Source organism: Mycoavidus sp. B2-EB (assembly GCF_014218255.1).
GTDB lineage: Bacteria > Pseudomonadota > Gammaproteobacteria > Burkholderiales > Burkholderiaceae > Mycoavidus.
In genome coordinates this window covers 672,326-694,116 of the sequence record NZ_AP021872.1, presented here as the reverse complement: position 1 = coordinate 694,116, position 21,791 = coordinate 672,326, and the positions used below count along the sequence as shown (strand labels likewise).

15 protein-coding genes and 1 other RNA gene are annotated in these 21,791 nt (G+C 44.9%); 6 read left to right on the top strand and 10 right to left on the bottom strand.

All coding sequences use genetic code 11. The features are described 5' to 3' along the window. Nucleotide 1 precedes the first annotated feature (1 nt). Nucleotides 2-385, top strand: coding sequence for a fluoride efflux transporter CrcB (gene crcB, locus MPB2EB_RS03185; protein WP_185182412.1), 384 nt, complete (start codon nt 2-4; stop codon nt 383-385). 89 nt (nt 386-474) lie between these two features. Here the strand turns inward: crcB and MPB2EB_RS03180 are convergent, their stop codons facing one another. Next, complete coding sequence (locus MPB2EB_RS03180; protein WP_185182411.1) at nt 475-2,517, bottom strand: hypothetical protein; 2,043 nt, start codon at nt 2,515-2,517, stop codon at nt 475-477. A gap of 819 nt (nt 2,518-3,336) precedes the next feature. Between MPB2EB_RS03180 and MPB2EB_RS03175 the strand changes: the two genes are divergently transcribed. Next, complete coding sequence (locus MPB2EB_RS03175; protein ID WP_185182410.1) at nt 3,337-3,696, top strand: DUF3800 domain-containing protein; 360 nt, start codon at nt 3,337-3,339, stop codon at nt 3,694-3,696. Nucleotides 3,697-3,825: 129 nt separating this feature from the next. On the opposite strand, the gene ssrA is transcribed toward MPB2EB_RS03175, so the two are convergent. Continuing rightward, nucleotides 3,826-4,183, bottom strand: a transfer-messenger RNA (tmRNA) gene (gene ssrA / locus MPB2EB_RS03170). Between the two features lie 151 nt (nt 4,184-4,334). Between ssrA and map the strand changes: the two genes are divergently transcribed. Both map and MPB2EB_RS03160 read left to right on the top strand, forming a co-directional pair. Continuing rightward, nucleotides 4,335-5,150, top strand: coding sequence for a type I methionyl aminopeptidase (gene map / locus MPB2EB_RS03165; protein WP_370576624.1), 816 nt, complete (start codon nt 4,335-4,337; stop codon nt 5,148-5,150). Nucleotides 5,151-5,206: 56 nt separating this feature from the next. Then, on the top strand, nt 5,207-7,834 hold the full coding sequence (locus MPB2EB_RS03160; RefSeq protein WP_185182408.1) for a [protein-PII] uridylyltransferase: 2,628 nt from the start codon (nt 5,207-5,209) through the stop codon (nt 7,832-7,834). An 18-nt stretch (nt 7,835-7,852) separates the two neighbouring features. Here MPB2EB_RS03160 and ligA read toward each other — a convergent pair whose 3' ends face one another. After that, complete coding sequence (gene ligA / locus MPB2EB_RS03155) at nt 7,853-9,910, bottom strand: NAD-dependent DNA ligase LigA (RefSeq protein ID WP_185182407.1); 2,058 nt, start codon at nt 9,908-9,910, stop codon at nt 7,853-7,855. Between the two features lie 249 nt (nt 9,911-10,159). On the opposite strand from ligA, the gene MPB2EB_RS03150 reads away from it, so the two are divergent. Next, on the top strand, nt 10,160-12,283 hold the full coding sequence (locus MPB2EB_RS03150; RefSeq protein ID WP_185182406.1) for a hypothetical protein: 2,124 nt from the start codon (nt 10,160-10,162) through the stop codon (nt 12,281-12,283). Nucleotides 12,284-12,427: 144 nt separating this feature from the next. On the opposite strand, the gene MPB2EB_RS03145 is transcribed toward MPB2EB_RS03150, so the two are convergent. After that, nucleotides 12,428-13,105 (bottom strand): response regulator transcription factor, encoded by a 678-nt coding sequence (locus tag MPB2EB_RS03145; RefSeq protein WP_185182405.1) that lies wholly within the window; start codon nt 13,103-13,105, stop codon nt 12,428-12,430. Nucleotides 13,106-13,600: 495 nt separating this feature from the next. Here MPB2EB_RS03145 and MPB2EB_RS03140 point away from each other — a divergent pair, with 495 nt between their 5' ends. Continuing rightward, a complete protein-coding gene (locus MPB2EB_RS03140; protein ID WP_185182404.1) occupies nt 13,601-14,761 on the top strand; it encodes a leucine-rich repeat domain-containing protein in 1,161 nt (386 codons plus the stop codon). Between the two features lie 92 nt (nt 14,762-14,853). On the opposite strand, the gene MPB2EB_RS03135 is transcribed toward MPB2EB_RS03140, so the two are convergent. The 6 genes from MPB2EB_RS03135 to ubiE all read right to left on the bottom strand — a co-directional run bounded on the left by MPB2EB_RS03135 (nt 14,854) and on the right by ubiE (nt 21,772). After that, nucleotides 14,854-16,203 carry a YcaO-like family protein gene (locus MPB2EB_RS03135; protein WP_185182403.1) on the bottom strand — a complete coding sequence of 450 codons (1,350 nt, stop codon included), beginning with the start codon at nt 16,201-16,203 and terminating at the stop codon, nt 14,854-14,856. 19 nt (nt 16,204-16,222) lie between these two features. Then, nucleotides 16,223-17,158 carry a TOMM precursor leader peptide-binding protein gene (locus MPB2EB_RS03130; RefSeq protein ID WP_185182402.1) on the bottom strand — a complete coding sequence of 312 codons (936 nt, stop codon included), beginning with the start codon at nt 17,156-17,158 and terminating at the stop codon, nt 16,223-16,225. 59 nt (nt 17,159-17,217) lie between these two features. Then, nucleotides 17,218-17,676 carry a hypothetical protein gene (locus MPB2EB_RS03125; RefSeq protein WP_185182401.1) on the bottom strand — a complete coding sequence of 153 codons (459 nt, stop codon included), beginning with the start codon at nt 17,674-17,676 and terminating at the stop codon, nt 17,218-17,220. An 80-nt stretch (nt 17,677-17,756) separates the two neighbouring features. Next, a complete protein-coding gene (gene sctC, locus MPB2EB_RS03120) occupies nt 17,757-19,517 on the bottom strand; it encodes a type III secretion system outer membrane ring subunit SctC (protein WP_185182634.1) in 1,761 nt (586 codons plus the stop codon). 448 nt (nt 19,518-19,965) lie between these two features. Further along, nucleotides 19,966-20,889 (bottom strand): Tim44 domain-containing protein, encoded by a 924-nt coding sequence (locus MPB2EB_RS03115; RefSeq protein WP_370576623.1) that lies wholly within the window; start codon nt 20,887-20,889, stop codon nt 19,966-19,968. A 142-nt stretch (nt 20,890-21,031) separates the two neighbouring features. Continuing rightward, nucleotides 21,032-21,772, bottom strand: coding sequence for a bifunctional demethylmenaquinone methyltransferase/2-methoxy-6-polyprenyl-1,4-benzoquinol methylase UbiE (gene ubiE / locus MPB2EB_RS03110; protein WP_185182399.1), 741 nt, complete (start codon nt 21,770-21,772; stop codon nt 21,032-21,034). Nucleotides 21,773-21,791: the final 19 nt, after the last annotated feature.

Below are 21,791 nucleotides of genomic sequence, written 5' to 3'. Positions count from 1 at the left end.
CATGTGGAAAGCAGTTGTCGCGCTGGCCCTTGGCTCTACGCTTGGTGGACTCCTGCGCTGGGGCCTCGGGCTTAAGCTGAATAGCATTCTCCCCAACTTACTTCTGGGTACGCTCTCAGCGAATTATCTCGCAGGCTATGTCGTTGGCATAGCGCTAGCCTACTTCGCCCAAGCCCCTAACCTTGCACCTGAATGGCGGTTACTGATTATCACCGGCTTCTGTGGTGGCCTTTCCACTTTCTCAACCTTCTCCGCCGAAGTCGTCACGCTACTGCAACAAGGACGCCTAGGGTGGGCCATCAGTGCAATTGGCGCTCATGTTGCTGGGTCTCTCATTATGACGCTAGCAGGCATTGCATCATGGCATTGGGTTAAATCATGTTGAGGAAGAGCAACGATGAATCATGCAGCGTACTAGGCTGTTTTGCCGCTCCCCATTCCCCTTGGATAGCGCCCTCCTGAGCAAGCTATAGCTCAAGAATTGGCTAAATCTGCTGTACTTGACTCTTGAGACGGTCCTGTTCCAGCTTGATCATGAAAATGAGTCATATTTTTCAATTCATTCATTTCTCTTATTATTTGATTGGTTACTTCACATAAAGCATCAATTTTTTCTTGCATCCCGATGAGCAGAAAATCTGAATCAACCTCAGCAGGATATAATGCATCTCTTGCTTTCCACAAAATAGAAATTGCTTTATTTATTTCGACTGATAAAACCTCAATATTATTTTCAGTGGAAACTAGTATATATTCCTTAAATTCCATCATGCTCCCCTGGAACTCTAATAAACTCATATTTATTTTCTTAATAACAGAATCAATACCCCTCTGATCAGAATTTGGAGATTCCCTTCGCACTACATCTAAAACCATTATTTCCACTGAAATTTGCTTAGCCACATCCATTATTTTTTTCATTATAGGGCTTAAGTTAGCATTATGATCATCTTGATCAAGCCTTTGAATAGACTGATAGAAGGTTATCTCTAGATTATTAGCAAGCTCCGCTTCAGCTTGATCATGAGAATGATTAATGCTTTTCAATGCATTAATCTTTTTTACTATTCGATTAGTTACCTCATATAAGACCTCAATTTTTTTATGTATTTCGATTGGCGGAGATTCCAAATTAACCTCAGCAGGATGCAATACATTTTCCGCTTGCCATAAAATGGAAATTATTTCGTTTATTTTGGTTGACAAAAATTCCAGATTATTTATCTCGGCAATTGACCCCCCCTTCTTTAATTTCTCTATTTCCCCCTGGAATTTCAATATATACCCATGGGCTTTATTTTTAATTTCTAAAAATAAAGCATTTTTTGATGAATCAATATTTCCTGGCAAAGGCTCCCGATTCACTTCTAACAATAAATTCAAAAAATTTATTTTAAACAAAATAACTTCAGCCTCGGCCATTAATTCATCTATGAACTCAGAATAAAGCCCCTGAATAATTATTTCCAATTGACTAGCCATCCCATATAAATCAGCAATTTTTTCATGCATCTCAATTGATGGAGATTTCCAATTAACCTTATCAGGATCTGATTCATTTTTCACCTCCAATAAAAAATAAATTATTCCGTTTACCCCAGCTAACAAATCAGATAAAATTTCCGGATTATTTTTGCCAGCGACTGATATTTCCCTCTTCAGATTTTTTATTCCTTCCCGGATAAAAAATAAATACCCCCCCACTTTACCTTTAACTAACCCAATATGCTTTAAATCAAAACTCGAATCATTTAACGGCCTTATATTTAAAACATAAATTTCAGACATAACCATACGAACTTCAATCAATATTTCAAAAATTATTATATTTATTGAATTAACAACCTGATCAAACTCTTCACCATCAATGATTTTTAGTTTATTTACTTCCCCGGCTATTTGACCAACCATTTCACATAAAGCATCAATTTTTTCATGCATTTCAATTGATAGAAATTTAGAATTAATTTTATCAAAATCCAATTCATTTCTTGCCTTCAATAAAATAAAAGCTGTTTTGTTTATTCCAATTGATAAAATTTCCAGATCACCTTCGCTAGCGACTGGCATCGCTTTCTTCAACCTCTCTATTTTTTCTTGGAACTCTAATAAATCAATATTTACATCGCCCTTAACTAACTTAAGATACTCCAAGCCCAAATTCAAATCACCTAATAAACCCACCTCTGAAATACATGCTTTCAAAGTAATTAGATTAGCTTTATCTAATATACCCCTTATTAATTCTTTAATCATTCTAGATTCTGAATTAGGGACACTCTGCACAACCTCTGCGCCACCGTCATCTAATTCGCATATACCGTCTTTAGCGCTGAGTATACTGGGGCTATGCAGACCTTCATTAGCATTATGATTACCTTGAGTAAGCTCTTGAACAGGCTTAGGAAAGCTCTCCTCTAGGTTATTGACAGCCTCTATTCCAGCTCTATCACCCCCACCACAACCTATAGCCGTGCAAAGTAATATAAATATAGTTAGAAAAATAAATTTCATCATTATTTCTTGTTCCAAGGCAAGACAATACGATTACTTCAGACGAACTTTTCGTCTTATTTGGAGATTGCAGTACCATATTAGCCGCCCAGATTCTATAGCCATGGCACTATATTGCTTTGTATAGAAAAATTTTTTACCGGTATTTACAAGTATATTTATACTATACCATTACAGACAATTTAGAATATTTGATTTTCTCGGCCCCAAAAAAGTTCCTTGATAAAATGAGCTGCCCACCGGGAATAAAAACCCACCACTATCAAGTAGTTTACCGTCTTTTTCAGCGAGTTTCGCGGTTTTTCATTTAGAGTCTATTTGTAGACAGCAAGTACCACCCTCTCAAAAGGCCTATAGAGATATCTAGCACTTGGGATCGATGTGCTATTTTGAATTGGGCTTGGGGGAGAAATCCAGGTAAAAATCTTATTTTAAAAGGCTTTTTTGTTTATTTTAAGAGGACTGTATTAAAGATAATTTAGATAACAGGTGGAGCCAGAGGAAATTAAATTCATGTCCGACTCTGTATGCATAAGGCTTTAAGAAGAAATGCTGGCAAAAAGCTGGAATTTCTAAAAATTTCGCTGCTGGGTTTTGAGTCTTCTGCTATATTTCAAGGATGGCATACACAACAAAAATGACATCTTTTCTGACTACTCTCTACAGCAAGCTGTCATCTCACGCAACAAAACACTCTCTCATCAAAATTAATACTCAATGGCCCATATTTTTGTTGTGTATGGTCGTGGTTGAAAGAGAAGCTTATGTAAAGCACATCATTCCGGAAATAGCTGCTTTCAAGTTACGTTACTTTGCGCATAAATGCGCTATGAAGATAAAGCGTGTAATCCATATGATGTAGCACTGGAATATAGTTTTGAACGTGTTTTACATTTCCTGGAAACGCATAATGAAACCGCACTGCCCGTTATCGCTGAGGCAAGAGGAAAGCAAGAAGACGATGCATTGCGTGCAAGCTTTTATAACTTGATGACCAAAGGCACGTATTACCACCGCGCAGCACATTTTCGTTTACTAAATTGCCCAATCAGCTTTCGCCCAAAAAATGACAATATCGCAGGCATTCAGTTAGCAGATTTATGCGCTTATCCAATAGCTCGACACGTCCTACGGCCCAATGAAGTGAATCGCGCTTTTGAGGTAGGGCTCCCCCATTTCTAATCTGGGGCCGAAACAGCCCCAAAAAATGGGCTACGGCTGCACACCTATTCAAGCTAGGCATAGATGAAACCCCTAGCATCCAAAACGGGAAATTTTATATTTTTAACCCGTTGATTTTAAACAATTTTATGGTGGAGCCGGCGGGAATCGAACCCGCGTCCGCAAGCACTCTACAAGCAGTTCTACATACTTAGTCAATCATTTAATTTAACTACAGCAACGCGGACGAACACGCTTTACTACAGCGATTCACTAGATTTGATAGTAGACGCCGTGACATCATCTACTACGATCTGACGTAAATGACCTCGCGCGGTCTTGCGACCCTAACCCGTCAGAGAGCGAGTGCGAGGCGAGCCGGGATTAAGCGGCTACAGCGAACGTTTTGTCGTTTGCAGTTACTTTTTTTCCCATTGATTAACGAGGTAACGGGTCCTCGGTATGCCCTGCATTGCTTTGCTACCCACGTCGAAACCAGGTCGGCCCCGTGGTGTCTCGATTATTCCACAAATCAGCGATGAAAGAAATGTTTTTTAATCTCCCCAATCTTCACGCTAGATGCAACTTCGCCGCTCTGTGCTTGCACTTCATACTCTCATGAAGTCATAATACAAACTAAGCGCAGCTTAGCGAATTGGATAAAAAATATGACTATTACGATTAAAAATGAAAATGACATTGCGCAAATGCGCGTTGCCTGCCGGCTAGCGAGTGAAGTTCTGGATTACATCACCCCGTTTATCGCCGCCGGCATCACGACCGGCGAACTGGATCGCTTATGCCACCAATATATGCTGGATGAGCAGAAAACCATTCCAGCCCCATTAAATTATCAACCTCCAGGTTATACCCCGTACCCTAAAGCCACCTGTATTTCAGTGAATGATGTGATTTGCCACGGCATTCCGGGCGATAAGACCCTCAAGAATGGGGATATTTTAAATATTGATATTACGGTGATTAAAAACGGCTACTTTGGAGACACCAGCCGCATGTTCATCGTAGGAGAAGGGTCAATTCTCGCCAAGCGGCTCGTGCAAACAACCTATGAATGCATGTGGCGCGGCATCGATCAAGTACGCCCTGGCGCGCAACTGGGCGATGTTGGCTATGCGATTCAGCTGCATGCGCACGCACAAGGCTATAGTATTGTGCGTGAATACTGTGGGCATGGGATTGGGCAAACTTTTCATGAAGAGCCGCAAGTACTTCACTATGGTCAGCCAGGCACTGGGCTTAAGCTTACACCTGGCATGATTTTTACGATTGAACCCATGATTAACGCGGGACGCCGCGAGATTCGCACCATGCCAGATGGTTGGACCATCAAAACGCGAGATCGCAGCCTCTCCGCTCAGTGGGAACATACCATCCTCGTCACAGAAACCGGGCATGAGGTGCTGACCTTATCCGCTGGGTCCCCGGCGCGCCCTGCAAAAAGCGCTGCCGCGTAAGCCTTGGGCTTGATTTTTGACCATTTTACGCTGGGCTTAAATTGACCAGAAAAACCATGCAAAACCAGCGTTTAGCGAACGTAAATATAACGCAAGAAGCCAGCTTTAAAGCCGTCAAAGCTGCACTGATTGAGAAATTTAAGGTTATCGGTAAAGCTGACCCATTCATGCGCGCCCTGGCGCGCGCTGCCGATCATGCGCTTTTAAACGCCTGGCATCTATGCCAACTCCCCCCCTCTTTTGTGCTAGCGGCAGTGGGGGGGTTTGGCCGAGGCGAGCTCGCGCCTCATTCTGACCTTGATATTCTGATTTTGCTGCCGGCCGAACCTGATGCCAGCCTAACCGCTAAACTTGAATCGTTTATTGGTATGGCATGGGATTTTGGGCTTGAAATTAGCAGTAGCGTACGCACCATCGCACAATGTATAGAAGCGGCAAGCCAAGATATTACGGTGCAAACGGCTTTACTCGAAGCACGTCGTATCGGCGGGGATGCAGCGCTTTTTAAGCAATTTACCAACTGTTTTAATGCAGCACTGGACATCCATGCCTTTTTTCAGGCGAAGCAGCTTGAAATGCAGCAGCGTCATGCAAAATTTCAAGAGTCTCCTTATAGTCTTGAGCCGAACTGTAAAGAAAGTCCGGGCGGCTTACGCGATTTGCAGCTGATTTTATGGCTGACCCGCACCGCTGGCTTTGGCCATACTTGGCAAGAGCTTGAAATGCGCAGCCAGCTCACGGCCAGAGAAGCGCGTGAATTGCGCCGCAACGAACTATTTTTAAAAACCTTGCGGGCCCGGCTCCATATCTTGGCCGGCCGGCGGCAAGATGTGCTGGCTTTTGATTTTCAGACACAACTGGCTGAAAGCTTTGGCTATCGCGCAACCCCCGCTAAACGGGCCAGCGAGCAAATGATGCGCCGCTATTATTGGGCGGCTAAAGCGGTCACTCAGCTCACCGCTATCTTATTGCAAAATATCGAAGCACACCTTTTTCCAAAGACCAGCGGCATTACGCATAGACTGTCTGAGCGCTTCGCAGAAAAGCAGGGCTTAATCGAAATCACACAGGATGATCTTTATCAACGTGAACCCGATGCGATTCTTGAAACCTTTTTGCTGTGCGAGCGCACGCCCGGCGTAACGGGCTTAGCGACGCGTACTTTACGTGCCTTATATAACGCGCGCAATGTGATGAACCAAGAGTGGCGCCGCGCACCACAAAACCGCCAACGCTTTCTTGAGATTTTGCAACTCTCGCAAAACTCGATAGAGCATGCAAGCACCGCCCACGCCTTAGCACTGATGAACCAAACCAGTGTGCTGGGACGTTATTTATTGAGTTTTTGGCGGATCGTTGGGCAAATGCAGCATGATCTTTATCATGTCTATACAGTTGACCAACATATTTTAATGGTCTTACGCAATTTGCACCGCTTTGGCGTAGCAGAACATGCGCATGAATATCCATCTTGCAGCCAATTGATGATGAATTTTGAGCGGCCTTGGGTCCTTATGATTGCCGCGCTTTTTCATGATATAGCTAAAGGACGCGGAGGGGATCACTCAATCCTTGGCATGGCCGAAGCGCAGCGCTTTTGCCGTGAGCACAAGCTAGCAGCGGAAGATGCTAAGCTGATTATTTGGCTGGTCGAGCACCATTTGACCATGAGCCGTGTGGCCCAAAAACAAGATACCAGTGATCCACAAATCGTCCAGCGGTTTGCAGATCAAGTGCAAACTGAGCGCCAGCTTACAGCACTCTATCTACTCACGGTAGCCGATATTCGCGGCACCAGCCCTAAGGTCTGGAATGCCTGGAAAGGCAAGCTCCTTGAAGATTTATACCGCATCACCTTAAACACGCTTGGCGGCGTGCAACCCAATACGCATTCGGCGCTGGCGCTACGCAAAGAGCAAGCGCTCACGCTCTTGCAACAACACCTGATCCCAGAGAATGCCTTCCAAGCGTTTTGGGAGCAGCTAGACATTGCTTATTTCTTACGCCACGATGCCCCTGATATTGCTTGGCAAACACACGCTCTTTACTTATATCTTGAAACCCCTCAGCCGATTGTTCGAGCGCGCCGTTCACCGCTTGGAGAAGGCGTCCAAGTTCTTGTCTACATAAAAGATCAAACTGATTTATTTGCCGGCATTTGTAGTTATTTCGATAGTCATGCTCTTTCCGTGCTAGATGCACGCATCCATACTACCCGCCATGGCTACGCGCTGGATAGTTTTTTTGTAACGCACGCGTATACTGAGTTAGACGACAATACGCACCACGCAACCCAGGGTGAGCTTTATGATTATGATCAAATCACCGCACGCATTGAACAACAACTCACCCGTCATCTGGCGAGCGCCAAACCCCTTCCGCTCCCCTCGCCAGGCCGACTTGCTAGACAATCGCGCACCTTTCCAAGCACTCCGCGGATTCATTTACGCGCCGATGAAAACGGGCAATATTACATTCTGTCGCTCTCAACCAATGACCGGCCAGGATTACTCTACGCCATTGCTCATATCTTAGCCTCTCACCAAATCAATCTGCACGCGGCGCGTATCAATACGTTAGGAGAACGCGTTGAAGACATTTTTTTGCTCGCCAGCGCAAAGCTCGCTGACAGCCGGCAACAGATTCAGCTTGAAACCGAATTACTCCGCGCCATTGCAGTTTGAGCGTGTTACCCACCGGCACTATTGCTCTGGCGACAGCTCTACACTTGCCAACAACTGACGCAAACCGTCTTCATCCAACACTTCAATACCCAGCGCCTCGGCTTTCGCAAGTTTGCCACCCGCCTCTGCCCCAGCAATCACATAATGGGTTTTACTGGAAACTGAAGCCGCTACTTTTGCACCTGCGGCTTCCAGTTGCGCCTTGACTTGCTCACGCGTGAAATTCAGTAGACTTCCCGTCAGGACTACCGTCTTACCGGCCAAGGGCCCAGCGCTAGGCCGCGCAGCAGGCGGCCCCTCAAGCCAGGTCACACCTGCTGCACGCAATGCTTCAATCACCTCAAGATTATGCGCTTGAGCAAAGAATTGAAGGATGGATTCCGCCACCACCGGCCCCACGTCATTGACTTCTAGCAGCACTTCACGCGGTGCCTGTATCAGAGGTTCAAGCGCGCCAAAATAACGAGCTAAATCAAGCGCGGTTGATTCGCCCACGTGACGGATGCCAAGCGCATAGATAAAGCGCGCCAATGTAGTCTGTTTAGCCTGGTGTAATGCAGCCAGTAGATTTTGCGCAGATTTATCAGCAAAACGCTCAAGTTTAACCAGCGTTGCAAAGCTTAGCTTAAACAAATCAGCAGGCGTATGCACCAGGTTTTGCACGACGAGCTGATCAATAATTTTTTCTCCCAAACCATCAATCTCTAGCGCGCGCCGCTGAGCAAAGTGCCAAAGCGCTTGCTTACGCTGTGCCGCACACGCTAAGGCGCCGGTACAACGAGCAATCGCCTCGCCGGGTAAGCGCTCAATCGCAGATCCACATACTGGGCATTCGGTTGGCATTTCAAAACCGTGTGCTGTGGCGGGCCGCCGCTCGGTTAAAACGCTTACCACTTCCGGAATCACATCGCCCGCGCGCCGCACAATAACCGTATCGCCAATCAAAATATCCTTGCGCCGCACCTCATCTTCATTGTGCAAGGTGGCATTGGTCACCATGGCCCCTCCCACAAACACCGGCTCAAGCCGCGCGATTGGGGTGATAGCACCAGTGCGGCCCACATTGACCTCGATTGCAATCAGCTTGGTCAAAGCTTCTTGCGCAGGAAATTTATGGGCTAACGCAAAGCGCGGTGCGCGTGAAACAAAACCAAGCTGCTGTTGCTCTTCCAACCGATTCAATTTATAGACGACGCCATCAATCTCATAAGGCAATGTATTGCGTTGCTCGCTCATCGCTTTAAAAAAGCCGAGTAATTCCGCTGCGCCCTGTACGACCGCACGCTTCTCACAAACCGGAACGCCTAGCTCCAAATACCAATCAAGCAAAGCTTGATGCGTTGGCGGCATGGCCACCCCGGCAAGCTCACCGATCCCATAGGCAAAAAACGACAACGACCGGCTCGCGGTAACTTTGGGATTGAGCTGGCGCAAGCTGCCTGCCGCCGCATTCCGTGGATTAGCAAACTCTTTCTGACCCGCTACCCGCTGGCGTTGATTTAATTTTTCAAAAGCGTTTTTCAGCATAAACACCTCCCCCCTCACCTCAAGCAAGGCAGGGATAGAGATGCCTTTCAAACGTAGTGGAATCGAGTGCACAGTCCGAATATTGGCGGTAATCTCTTCTCCTCGCACCCCATCGCCCCGGGTTGCCGCTTGCACGAGTACGCCATCGACATAACGCAATGCCACCGCAAGACCATCAAACTTAAGTTCACAAGCATACTCTAAGCCTGTTACTGGTTCGGTCTTATACAGCCCTTGAGCGCAACGTTTATCAAATGCTTCAATTTCTTCATCATTAAAACCATTATTTAATGACAACATTGGCACGGTATGCACGACTGGCTGAAAGCCTTCGGCGACCTGGCCGTTTACGCGTTGCGTAGGAGAATCGGGCGTCAGCAAATAAGGGTTCTCTGTTTCAATGGCCGCTAACTCGGCAAACAATCGGTCGTATTCGGCATCAGAGATTTCCGGAGCGTCCTGTACGTAATAAGCGTAATTGTGTTGCTCGATTTGCGCGCGCAACCTGGCCGCGCGCTCAGATTTTTCATTGTCTACAGGGTTATGCATGTCATTGAGTTGGATGGGAAGAAAGTGATGATGCTCATAGGATACCGGTAAATACCGCGGGTGACCATTGTGCCAGAAGGTGAAATATTGTTTTGCAGAGCGCAATCTAGTTTTAGGTTATTGACTTGACCCGTTGATTCGGTGATGCACGCTAATTTTCGCTTTTTTATTTAACCAATTCATTGCAGTCCATAAACTATTAAAAATCCATATTTATTACCTGTGTAATTTAAAAATTCGGATAAATTAATGACATCTATATTTAAATTTAGTCGAAAATCTACATCCTCTAGCTCTAGCGACACATCTGAAAAATCTGCTAAATTAGAACTGGTAGACTCTATAAATAGCGCTCGTAATAATGCCAAACAAAGTCTAACCAATGCTTTATTGTCGGCAAAGCATTCAATTGAAAAATCCGGAAAATCAATCAAGAAATTAATACCGATAGAAATTCATTATCATTACCATGCCAGTATCAAAAAAGATAAAGAACTTAAAGGGCAAGTTGCATCAGAGAGAAAAGATGGGGAATCTCTCCGAGAATTTTTTAAGCGTAAGAAAAATGATAAAATAAAATCACTTGATCAAGCTCAAGAAACTCAAAAAAGACTCACATCGATATCTGATCGAGCATATCAAGCTAGCTTAACAAATTTATCTAAAAAATCTATCTCTTTGCAGGGAGATCAATCTAGCTTAGTGAATGGGTCTCAAATAGAATTTGAACCTGGCTCTGTAGAGGAAGAAAAACAGTTGGATCAGCTTGAAGAAAAGAAAAGGTTTGCACATTTTATCATTCAAAGCTGTGTTGAATGGACCAGTGCTACTTCTTTAGACGATCAAACTCAATCTCGAATCCAAGCAGTAGAAAGAATTATCCAACATTATTGGAGCGATTCTAATATCGTTGATCTAGCTGGACTCGGTATAAATCAATTCCCAAACTCCATTTTTTTGCTACCAGGAAAAGATAAAAAGGAAGTAAATTTACAAAATAATAAAATTACCGTTTTGCCAAAACGTTTAATTGAATGCAAAATATTTAAATCCATCAATTTCAAAGAAAACGATTTAAGATTAAGTAGCGATATGCGAGATATTTTGAATCGACGAGATGAATATCAATATACCCTCGAGATTAATGATTCAATTCAAAAAGAAGTTAATGATGAAAACTTTGAAAGTGATTTTCGCTTATTCACTTTGTCCCACTTTAAAACTGCTGCAGAAGCAATCCTACAGACTGAAATTAAAGGTGAATCACGCCCCTCTCAAGAATCAAAATTCCAGTCACTTCCTGCCGCAGCGCACAAGCTTTTAGTATCAAACTCTGATAGAAACGAAATCCCTATAAAAGAAAGAATCCAACAGGCTTATCACGATCGGAGTGTAACTTTATCCCTCAGAAATGAAGGCCTCGAACGATTCCATAATGTTTTATTACACCTAAACCATTTAGAAAAATTAGATTTAAGTAGCAACCCAATTAGCCTATTGCCTCCGTCCGTATTAAAATTTAAAAACCTAAAATCTATTGATATGACTCATACAAAAATAGATCCAAATAACTATAAAGCATTAGAAACCATTAAAAAACTTCGTGCTAAAGGAACCGAGATTCTAGTTGATCCAGAGATCGATCAAGCCATCAATACTCTAGATATCATCAGCAATTTGCTTGCTGCAGCCCCCCATCAACTCGAAATGATCCGAGGAGAGGGCAAACCGATTACAACATCAGCTATGATGAGCGAGTTTCTTGATCAAGACCTTGAAATTAGGGAAACAGCAGCACGTCTTAAGAGTGGCCATCTAATCATAAATGCCATGCAACGACTTGAGCAAAACGATAAATTTAAGGTAGAGACAAGGCTTCTCATAGGAAGACTGCAACCTAACTATCCATCCTTCAGCCCCCAATTAAATGAAAAAATTCAAGATTTAGCTAAACTCATTATCACTGTAAACAGAACCCGTGAGCTTTTTGATCAGGAGTCAAGAGCTAAAGATCACGTCCTCTTACATTTAATGCTCAAGCTTCATACTATCGTTGGCGATACAGCATCAAAATTAGATCTATCTCATACATTGACAGATACAATCAGTTCTGAGCTCGATAAAAAATATGGGGTCAAAGTTAATCTTGAAAGCTCAAACCTAGATAGGCCGCGCGTATTGATGGATATGATCGTCGAATTTTTCGATAAAGAATATGGGGTAAAAATTGACCTACAATTAGATGGAGAAAAATTAAAATTGGAAATTATCGCCAAACTACTTGGCATAAACAAACAACTTGCGATGAACCATAAAATTACGGTTGATTCAAAACTATATAAGTTCATCAATAACTGGGGGAAATTAAATTGATTTGAATCTCAAAATATTATTAATTTTAATACTTCGGCAGTACCTCACCATCATACAGAACCAAGCACCTGAATTTAGCTAGCAAACCTTTACCTACCCATAAATATCCTAGACCACCATTTTTCCAAATAGGCTAGCTTCAATTTATTCTTGCTTTAAAAATGGGGCTATTTTGAAGAGTTGGTAATCGTTCTGAATACCGAGCTTACGATAAGCAGCTCGCTTTTGAGCGCTAATCGTTTTAATACTCCGTGAAAATTTCTCCGTGATTTGCGTCAAAGTCAAGCCATCAAGACAGCAACGTAAAACTTCACGCTCACGAGGAGACAGATTGTCGTAATCTGTTTTTAACTCGTGCCCCGTTCCTGACGCAGCCACTTCACCCAGCATAAAAGGGGGAACGGATAGCTGCTCGGCTAGCTGAGCGCCTAAATAAGCTTGCCCAGAAGCAACCGTGCGAATCGCATGCGGTAGCTCAACTAAATTTTGGCGTTTACTGAAAAAGCCGCGCGCGCCCGCGCGCATCACTAACATCATAGTCGCCGGATCATGATGTGCTGAGGCTACGAGAATCTTAATCTCGTTATAACGCACACTCAAATAGCGGACCAAATTCACGCCATCGAGATCATGTTCACCCAATGAATAGTCAATCAGCAAAACATCACAAGTACGGTTTCTGAGTGCGGCTAGCAGCGCACGGCTGGTCATAAAAGTACCAACGATCTGAATATCCCGTGCTGCATGTAATTGTGTCTTAAATCCATCCAGGACGACTGGATGGTCGTCAAGCAACATAACGGTTAAAGCGGGAATAGCCATAGCATCTAGCTAAAATAATCGGTATAACCTAAATTAAAGTAGCCAATAAAAGAAAGAAAAAGTAGCACGATTATATACTGACTCGCAGCAGCAACCTAAACTGCTGCTGCGTTAAGTTTGCATACAGTGTGTTACAGATTGACAGCGGCTCCGGTTGCCGATCAAAACCATCTGCCAAAATTGATCAAGAAGTGCTCAGCTCGCACTTGATAGACTCGACTGTTCGGTAAGTTCTATGCTGCACCGCTCACCTGCACAGTTAGGCTGATTCCGTATTGAACATAATTTTTCACCCTCCATCAATAAAAACCCTCAAGCCAAAATTCCGCCGTTTACCACAGATTACATATAAAAAGCTATGGCAGATAGTCGCAAACATAATTCTCTTTTTTATACAAGTCTTCGCTTATTAATTTAAATATAAAACTCTACCTCGTATTATACATATTGACTAATCGCCATTAACAATCAAATTTCTTTGCAAGAGGTTATAGTATGACTTCTACCTTTTTCCCTAAGGTTAACAAAACTCAAGCCTCATGCGATAATTATAAAGATGAAAAATATACCTCCACAAATTATTTTCATAAAATCAGAAAATCATTTAACGAATTATCTGAAAAACTAACAGGATCAAAAACAAGAAAAAACACCAATTCCTCTATCAAAGAAGATTACAAAAACTCAACTATCCATCCTCGAAAGTCCAGAACATCGAATAGATTTTTCGCAATTATTGCACCGAGAAATACAAATGACTATAAAAATGAAATCATCATCAAAAAATCTCAAGAAATCTCCGCTGCAATACCGACGCCCCTAGCAAGCAGCTATTCTTACGAACTGGAATCTCGCAAGGAAAAATTGATTCAGATCGTGAATCAAATTAATGATCTTAAAGGAAGATACAATTCCATGACAAGTTTGCAAAATTTAAATCTGCTAGATTCTAGGATAGGAAAATTAGAGTATTATAAAGAACAAGTTATGCAAGAAATCAAATTCTACGCCACCCAAATGCCAGAATATAACCCTCATTATCGAAAAGTGGAATATATAGATGCTATAGATTTTATAGCTTACTCCAAGTTAGCACCTTTAGAAAAAGAATTAGAAACCATTAGAAATACGTTGATTGGGCGCGGAGAAAATACGGAACACATCAAAGAGAAATTAAATAGAATAAATAATATAAATACGATGAACGAATTTGAGAGTGAAATTTCATTATTTATTAAATCTTACCTATCTGACAAAAACGATGGAAGTGAAAAAGCATCTGATGATGCAAAATTAGAAACGATTAACTCCATCAAATTCGCGCATCACTACAAAACCTCAGAACTATCACTTTCAGATAAGGGGTTAAGCGCGTTTCCAAAAGTACTGCTAAAGCTAAAAAACCTTGAACATCTGGATTTGAGCAACAATCCGATCCAATCTATACCAGCTCAATTACTGCAAATGGATAGGCTTCGATCAATTAATCTAACTCGTACTCATCTAATTTCCCAAAACTCGAGGATTAGTCCCAATCAAGAGACATTAAATCTCATCAGTCAACTGCGTGCGAAGGGTATCCAAATTATTGTCGATCCAGAGATGGAGGTAAGAATCCAGAACTCGCAAAAACAGACCCAAACTCATCTTCTCTAATATCGATTACGCTGCGTTACTTCACTTTAAAATTCGAGCGTATAGGCATTGTCTAGAACGCTATAGACGAATCGGACTCACACGCTCCTATGCTACGGAAATGGATGAGGTGCTTCATTCAAACGCTCTGGCACTTCAACGCCAAGATAAGCACAAACCCGCTGTAAGCGCCGTTTATCGTCGACTCGATGTACCCCGCTAAAAATCGGATGCAAACCCGGCACCACCGCCTTTACTACCTGATAACCTTCCGCCAAGCACTCTTCACTGTTCAAGTTAAACAATAAAATGGGATACCCTGCGCGTTCAATTTTTGTTTTAAGTTCGGATAATTGAGCGGCAACGCCAATTGGACTAGATAACTCATTTAGTACGTGTACAGAATCTGTCGAATCCAGCAAAAAGGCAATATTGTCGTAGTTCTTAGGATCAAAATAAAATGCGGCATGGTCGAAAAAAGATCTAATATCAGCCGCTCTTTTCGGTGGCTGAAACGTCAAACTGGGTTCATGCCAATACGACCAAACATGGGCCGCTTCAGTTACCGCTTTGCGCACAGCTGTTGCCAGATCAAGCCGACAGCTGGCGCCAAAGCAGGCAAAACGTTGGCCACGCGGTCTAATCGCGGCCAACACAACGGGGATACCTAGATCGGTTGGCAGAAGCCGAATTAAAACCTCCAGCTCTCGATTCGCTAATAAGGCTCGCAGGGAGGCAGGTTGAGCCTCAATCCAAGCCTGGGTCGGTTGTAAAGCGATGGGAGGGGTTCTCGTTAACCAGTAGCATATGAAAGCATCGCGCTCAACCAGCTCACATAGTGCAGAAAGCGTGGCCTGGGCAAAATCCAATCCGGCACCTTGTCCATTGCTGTTCGTATGTAACAACGTTTCGTGCTTATGCATAACCTCGTAGCCCATTAAAACTAATTGCGCCGGCACATACGCCGTTTGGTCTAACGTCCAGTTATACCCTTCCAGCCAACGCCGAGGTTGCTTGTCATCGTAAGGCTTGAAAGGAAAGCCTATTTGTTCGTAGCTTGGCCCAGAAAATAAAATCATGCGCTCTATAAGCTCAGAGGCTCCAGCGAGTTCGCATCCCGCTGCAAGCAGCAAATCCTGCTCACGGTATAACGCTGCGCAATAACGCTCAACCGCCTCTCCGAGGCAGCAATGTAGTGCATCCACCAAATTCGTGTCAAAACCCATGCCTCGAAAATCTGTCCCCAGGTACATACGCTGCTCGTATGCCTGCGGACTATTTCGCAGTCGCAGCTGAATCGGGTCAGAGAGCAGAGCGTGAATATGGTAAAAAGCAGGGAAATTAGCCGACATAGGCAACAACTTAAGTTGCCTCAGCACGCCCCAACGCGGATGAACCAAGCGCTCTAACAATCCATTCAAATCATCCGGCAAAGCCGCATATAGCGTTTTATCGATTTGCATACAATCCTTCTTAGATTGCTTACTCAAGCCGTAAACCAGCCCGCAAGGAGGTTAACGAACGCACCGCACGCAGATCGCTACAGAGGGTGCAAGCCGGTGATTTAAGAACCTGCCCGCGACTCAATTGCAGCGTCAGAAAATCAAACTCAATGACTTCGCCGACTAACGCAGGATCCTTGCGCCGCTGCGCAAACCTAGCGACCTGTAAGGCCGCTAAGTGCGCCGCAGTAGGCACGTTCAGCTGACTTGAGCGGGGCACAGTAGGCCAAATAGGAGCAGATGAATGTAATAAGCGCATTTCTTCAGGATGGCTTGCATGCGCAATATAACGGTCTTCCAGGCAGCCATAACATGCGCTTTTTACAGGTATTGTCAACGGGCCAACGCGAAGTAAAGACTGGTCAAGCATGACAAAAGTATGCGGCAATTTTGCCTGGATCGCTAAGCGATTCATCTTTAAGAAAAAGTCCGCCGCGGGGTAATCACTGCAGGTCAATGCAATACAATGCTTATTGCACAACGACTCATTCAAATGATCTGGGTTGGCCCGCGTAGCACGCAAGCCCAATTGATGCAGTGCTTCAACCGCGTGCTCCGCGATCTCGCCAGCGCCATATACATAAACTTCAAATAACCTAGTATCTTGCTCAAACTCAGTGGATGCATCCAAACAGTCGTACAGCAAATCATGACGCTCTAAATCTGCAGTATCGGCATCTAATAAAAAATTTTCTGCTTGCAAACGAGAGAGGGCTTTTTCAATCCGAAATTGCTCCGCTTCAGAAAAATCCTGAAAAATGACATGCCATTCCTGCTGACCATCACACCGATGAATAAATCGGGCAATTTCACCTAAATTGTCCTCCAGTTTAATCGTGCGAGTTGGCCCTCGGACAAGTAGATTACCGCTCTCATCTCGGTAAATTCGCAACGCGGGGTGGATTTTAGGCCGCATAAGAAATCATCTCAAAGAATCTGATTGGGCTAACACACACTCTTTCTCTTTTGGACAATTTAATATGGCGAGTACCCACTCCCAACGCCATGACTTGTCTCTGGACACAATGCATCCGGCGTCTGTGCATACCACTGCTGTCCATCCCAATAGGGTTGATTACGGCATTGAGTATTTTGCTGCCGTTCAGCAGCGCGCTTTCCATTAGAGCGCTGCTCTGCATCACGTTGAGTTTGCTGTCTCCTCTCATCGTAGCGACGCTCAGCGCGCCGTCGCTCATAAAGCTGTTGATCATAAAGTCGTTGTTCATAGCGCCGTTGGTCAGCACGCTGCTGTTCATAGCGGCGATCATCCGCCCTTGAATCCCAGCTAATCATCATCGCTTGGGCCGCATCACTGGGTGACGCGACCGCATCCCAACCCCTTCCTGGCACTACCGCACCGGCCTTATAGCTCAGTAAAGCGAGTCCAACCAAGGCTATATTTATTACGCTTCGGCGGGCAAGAAAACCTTTCATTTTAGAGCTCCCAATTTTACTTGCTTATAAAGAGAGGGCCGCAAAATCGCCACGGCCCTTTTATAATGCGTGGCTATCTTTTATAGTTCAATGATACGGGGGGTAAGTAAGAACAACTGCTCACGCCGCGCATTACTTGTATCTCGATACCGGAATAGACCACCGATCAGCGGAATCTTTGATAACAGCGGAATACCTGAGATATTATCCCCAGACTGTTGGTTCCGATAACCCGCAATCAACAAGCTCTGGCCATGCCCGATAAAGGCTTGTGTGTTGATCCTGGTGGTCGCCACCAGCGGAATCGAATCCACGGTTTCGGTACGAGAAAACTGCCCATCTTCAATGCTAACTTCAAGCTTGATCTGCGTTTTATCGCCGTTTTCTACTACCATTGGCAATACGCGCAACGAGACGCCCGTTGAGATGCTATACAGTTGACCAGACGTATAACCCTGCACTCGCACATGGATTTGTTGCTGACTATCCATCACAGCCTCCACATTATCCAATGTCGTCACTTTAGGGCTGGCTTCGATCTTCGCTTGATTGTTCTGCTCAAGCGCATTAATACGCGCCAGCAGGAAGCGGCCCGAATCGCCTAATAACGTCGTCATCGATAAACCCGCGGGAGAAGCGTTAATAGAGTTTTGCCCATTGCCAATTGCAGTCGTACCAAAATTTGGATTAAGCGCATTATTAAAGGTTGTTTGCTCGTTTTTCCCATTACCGGTTTGAATATCAACGCGACCGCTATGGACGCGCCAATCAATCCCTAATTGTTCCAAGGCATTATCGTCAACCTCAATAATATTGGCCTGGATTTCAATTAATTTGGGTTTCACATCAAGTTTCTCAATCAATTCTGCGTATTGCTCCATCCGCCCCGGTAAATCACGCACAAGCACCGAGTTGGTGCGGGCATCTGCCCGTATAATCGGCAAGCCGGAATTGGTCTCTCCATCCGCACCAATGGTTTGTCCTTTAGATGCATTCGGATTATTTTGCGAGCCTGCGTTTTGGACGCCCAAGAAAGCACTCATTTGTGCTCCAAGTGAACTGGCTTCACCTAAGCCTCCTCCTTTAAAGCCAGGTGGCAAGGGAGGCATCAAAGGCCCCCCCGTAGCGCCGCTCACGTCTGCCATCGGAGCGATTTTAAGAAGATTTTGAGTAATGTTTGTTTGCGAACCTGAGCTGTCTTGATTGTTATTAAACAAACTATTCAGCACATTCGCCACGCCTGTCACAGTAACCTTCTGACCACTGATTTGCACGTCATGGTCAGAGGCCCAAGCATGGCGTAATTTAAAAATCCGAATCTGCGTGCCAATGAGCCGACTCGCATTCACTTCTAAGCCACGCGCCACGTTTGACACCAATTGCAAATAATGTGGCGGCCCGCTGACAATCGCTGTATGTTGCATATCGTCATAGACAATCGGAAAGCGTTTATCAGAAAGCGCCAGTCGATCTAACGTCATGCGCAGATCATCCATGCTTGAATATTTAAAGGAAAGAATGGTGCTTTGCACATCACTGGCCGGTGCAACTTCCAGCAATGAGCCATCGTAGTACCAAACAAAACCAAAGGTTAAAGCAAGCGTCTCTAAAAACGCCTGAGGCGACATACTGAATTTGCCGCTCACTGACCCTTCAACTCCTGGCGCAATCGAGGCCGCAATGCCTTGACTCGCAGTAAAATCACGCAAAACTTCTTTTAAGGGTTTACCTTCAACCGCATATTGGATACGGGGAGTTTTCCAATGGACTTGTGCCGCTTTAGCCGGCAGCCCAGCCGTAGCAAGTACGGCAGCTATTAATATTGTGCCAAAAAATTTCATTTCAAAGCCACCGTAAAAGAAAGCTGCTGTGCGTCCCCTACACAGCACCGCCAAAATACCTGTTACACAGCCAAGAACTGGTACTTGCCCAGCATTGTGCTGCATAAAAATGGGGCTGGCATTTGATTTACTGCTCGTACTGATTAGAGCTTAGGTAAAGCTTTTTTTGGGATTCTCATCAACTTTTTAGCAAGCTTCAAAAATACTCACAAGTACGGATGAATTTGAATAAAGTAGCGCCCCTCTAGAGCGCAGCAAAACGATTTTAGGCAATGAGTAGGCTATTGGGTGAAAGCAGCAGATATGGGGTGCGCTGTAAATTATTGATTGGTGAGTAAGGGGTAAAGTCGCGGAGCAAAGAACGGCTGAAAGCGCATACCGAATGGAGCGCAAAATAAAGGGCGCCTATTATAGGCGCCCAAAAAACGTTTTTAGTTAATCAAACGCACTAAGAAAGTAATGGCGCGCCGCTCAATGCAGTGTCTTGCTCAATGCCCGCTAACAACCAACCTTCGTGACCTTGCATACGTTTAGTGAGATTCCATTTTTCAGAAAACGGCTGAGCACGGGTCCCCTGCTCTTCCCGAATCAGTCCAGAGAATTGCACGCTCGCTACAGTCTCATTTGCTTGTTCTTCAACGCCAATCAGCACGGCTTCAAGCTGCACAACTTCTGTTTGATTCAGCATCGTACCGCGCTCAGCTAGATCAAGTTTGATCTCAGCAAACATGGCCGGCGTGGTGAACTCACGAATATCGGCTGCATCGCCGGCATCCCAAGCGGCCTGTAGGCGGACGAAAAGAACTTTAGCGTTACGCAAGAAAAGCGTCGTATCAAAATGCGCTGGCACAGCGTTTACCGGCTGCACTGCTGTATGAGCAGAAGCCATACCGCCGCTAAATTGCGCTGCCATGCTTCTGGGCTCTTGCGCAAAACCCGCACGCATATCGAAATTCGACCCTGTGTTTGCAGCCATGGCCGACTCATGCGCGCCACGCATAAACGCCGGCGCAGCCGCCACGCCATGACGTACTCGGCGCGCGGCAAACCAACGCACCAACCCGTAGCCCAATAATGCAATTCCGCCAATGATGATGAGATTAGAAAGCATGGCGCCGAATGCTCCGCCTAAACCTAGGTGGGACAAAAGAGCGCCAATCCCGAGTCCAGCCGCAATGCCCGCCAATGGACCCAGCCAGCGATTACGCGTTGGCTGAGCCGCCGCATTGGATTGGCTTGGACGCGGACTAGGAGCAGCTTGCTGACGCTGCTTGAACATCTGCGCTTGGCGGCCACTGCTACGACCGCCGCCCAGACGCTTAGCTTCAGCCTCTTGCAACGTCAGTCCCACCGCCAGCGCACCGGCTAGCATGAGCACAACCCCGCGCTTTAAAGTCAACCTACCGATTAGCAACGCCAGGATATTCCGGCCAGCGCGAGCCAATGAACTTAGAGAAAAATCAGCAAACTGTATAGCTGATAAAGAAAACATCGGAGAGACCTCACTTAGAAAATTAATATTTTATGCCAATATGCAGGGCTACTGCCCCTGCCGCCAAATTATGATAATTGACTTGATCAAAACCCGCTTGTTCCATCATTGCCTGCAAAGCATTTTGATCCGGATGCACGCGAATTGATTCAGCTAGATAGCGGTAACTCTGCGCATCATGCGCAACCTTATGGCCAAGCCATGGTAATACTTTAAATGAATAAAAATCATACAGCTTAGCCAAGGGTGCCCAGATCTTTGAGAATTCAAGCACTAATAATTTTCCGCCCGGTTTAAGCACACGCCGCATTTCGGCAAGAGCCACCTCTTTATGCGTCATATTACGCAAACCAAAAGCCACCGTCACCACATCAAAATAGCGCGCAGGAAACGGAATACGCTCCGCATCACATAATAGTGTAGGCATGATCAAGCCTTGATCGAGCAAGCGGTCGCGGCCCACGCGCAACATGGATTCATTAATATCAGTGAGCCAGACCTCGCCACCTTGATGCAGGTCGCCCACTTGTTTGGCGAAAATTTTAGCCAAATCTCCCGTGCCGCTAGCCAAGTCAAGCACTTTAAATCCTGGCCGTACGCCAGCTTGCGCAACCGTGAATGCTTTCCATGCCCGATGCAGGCCAACCGACATTAAATCATTCATTAAATCGTATTTTGCGGCAACTGAATCGAATACGTTTGCCACTTTGCGCGCCTTCTCGTTTTCAGCAACGGTCTGAAAGCCAAAATGCGTTTTACTCATTAGATCGACCTTTTATAAT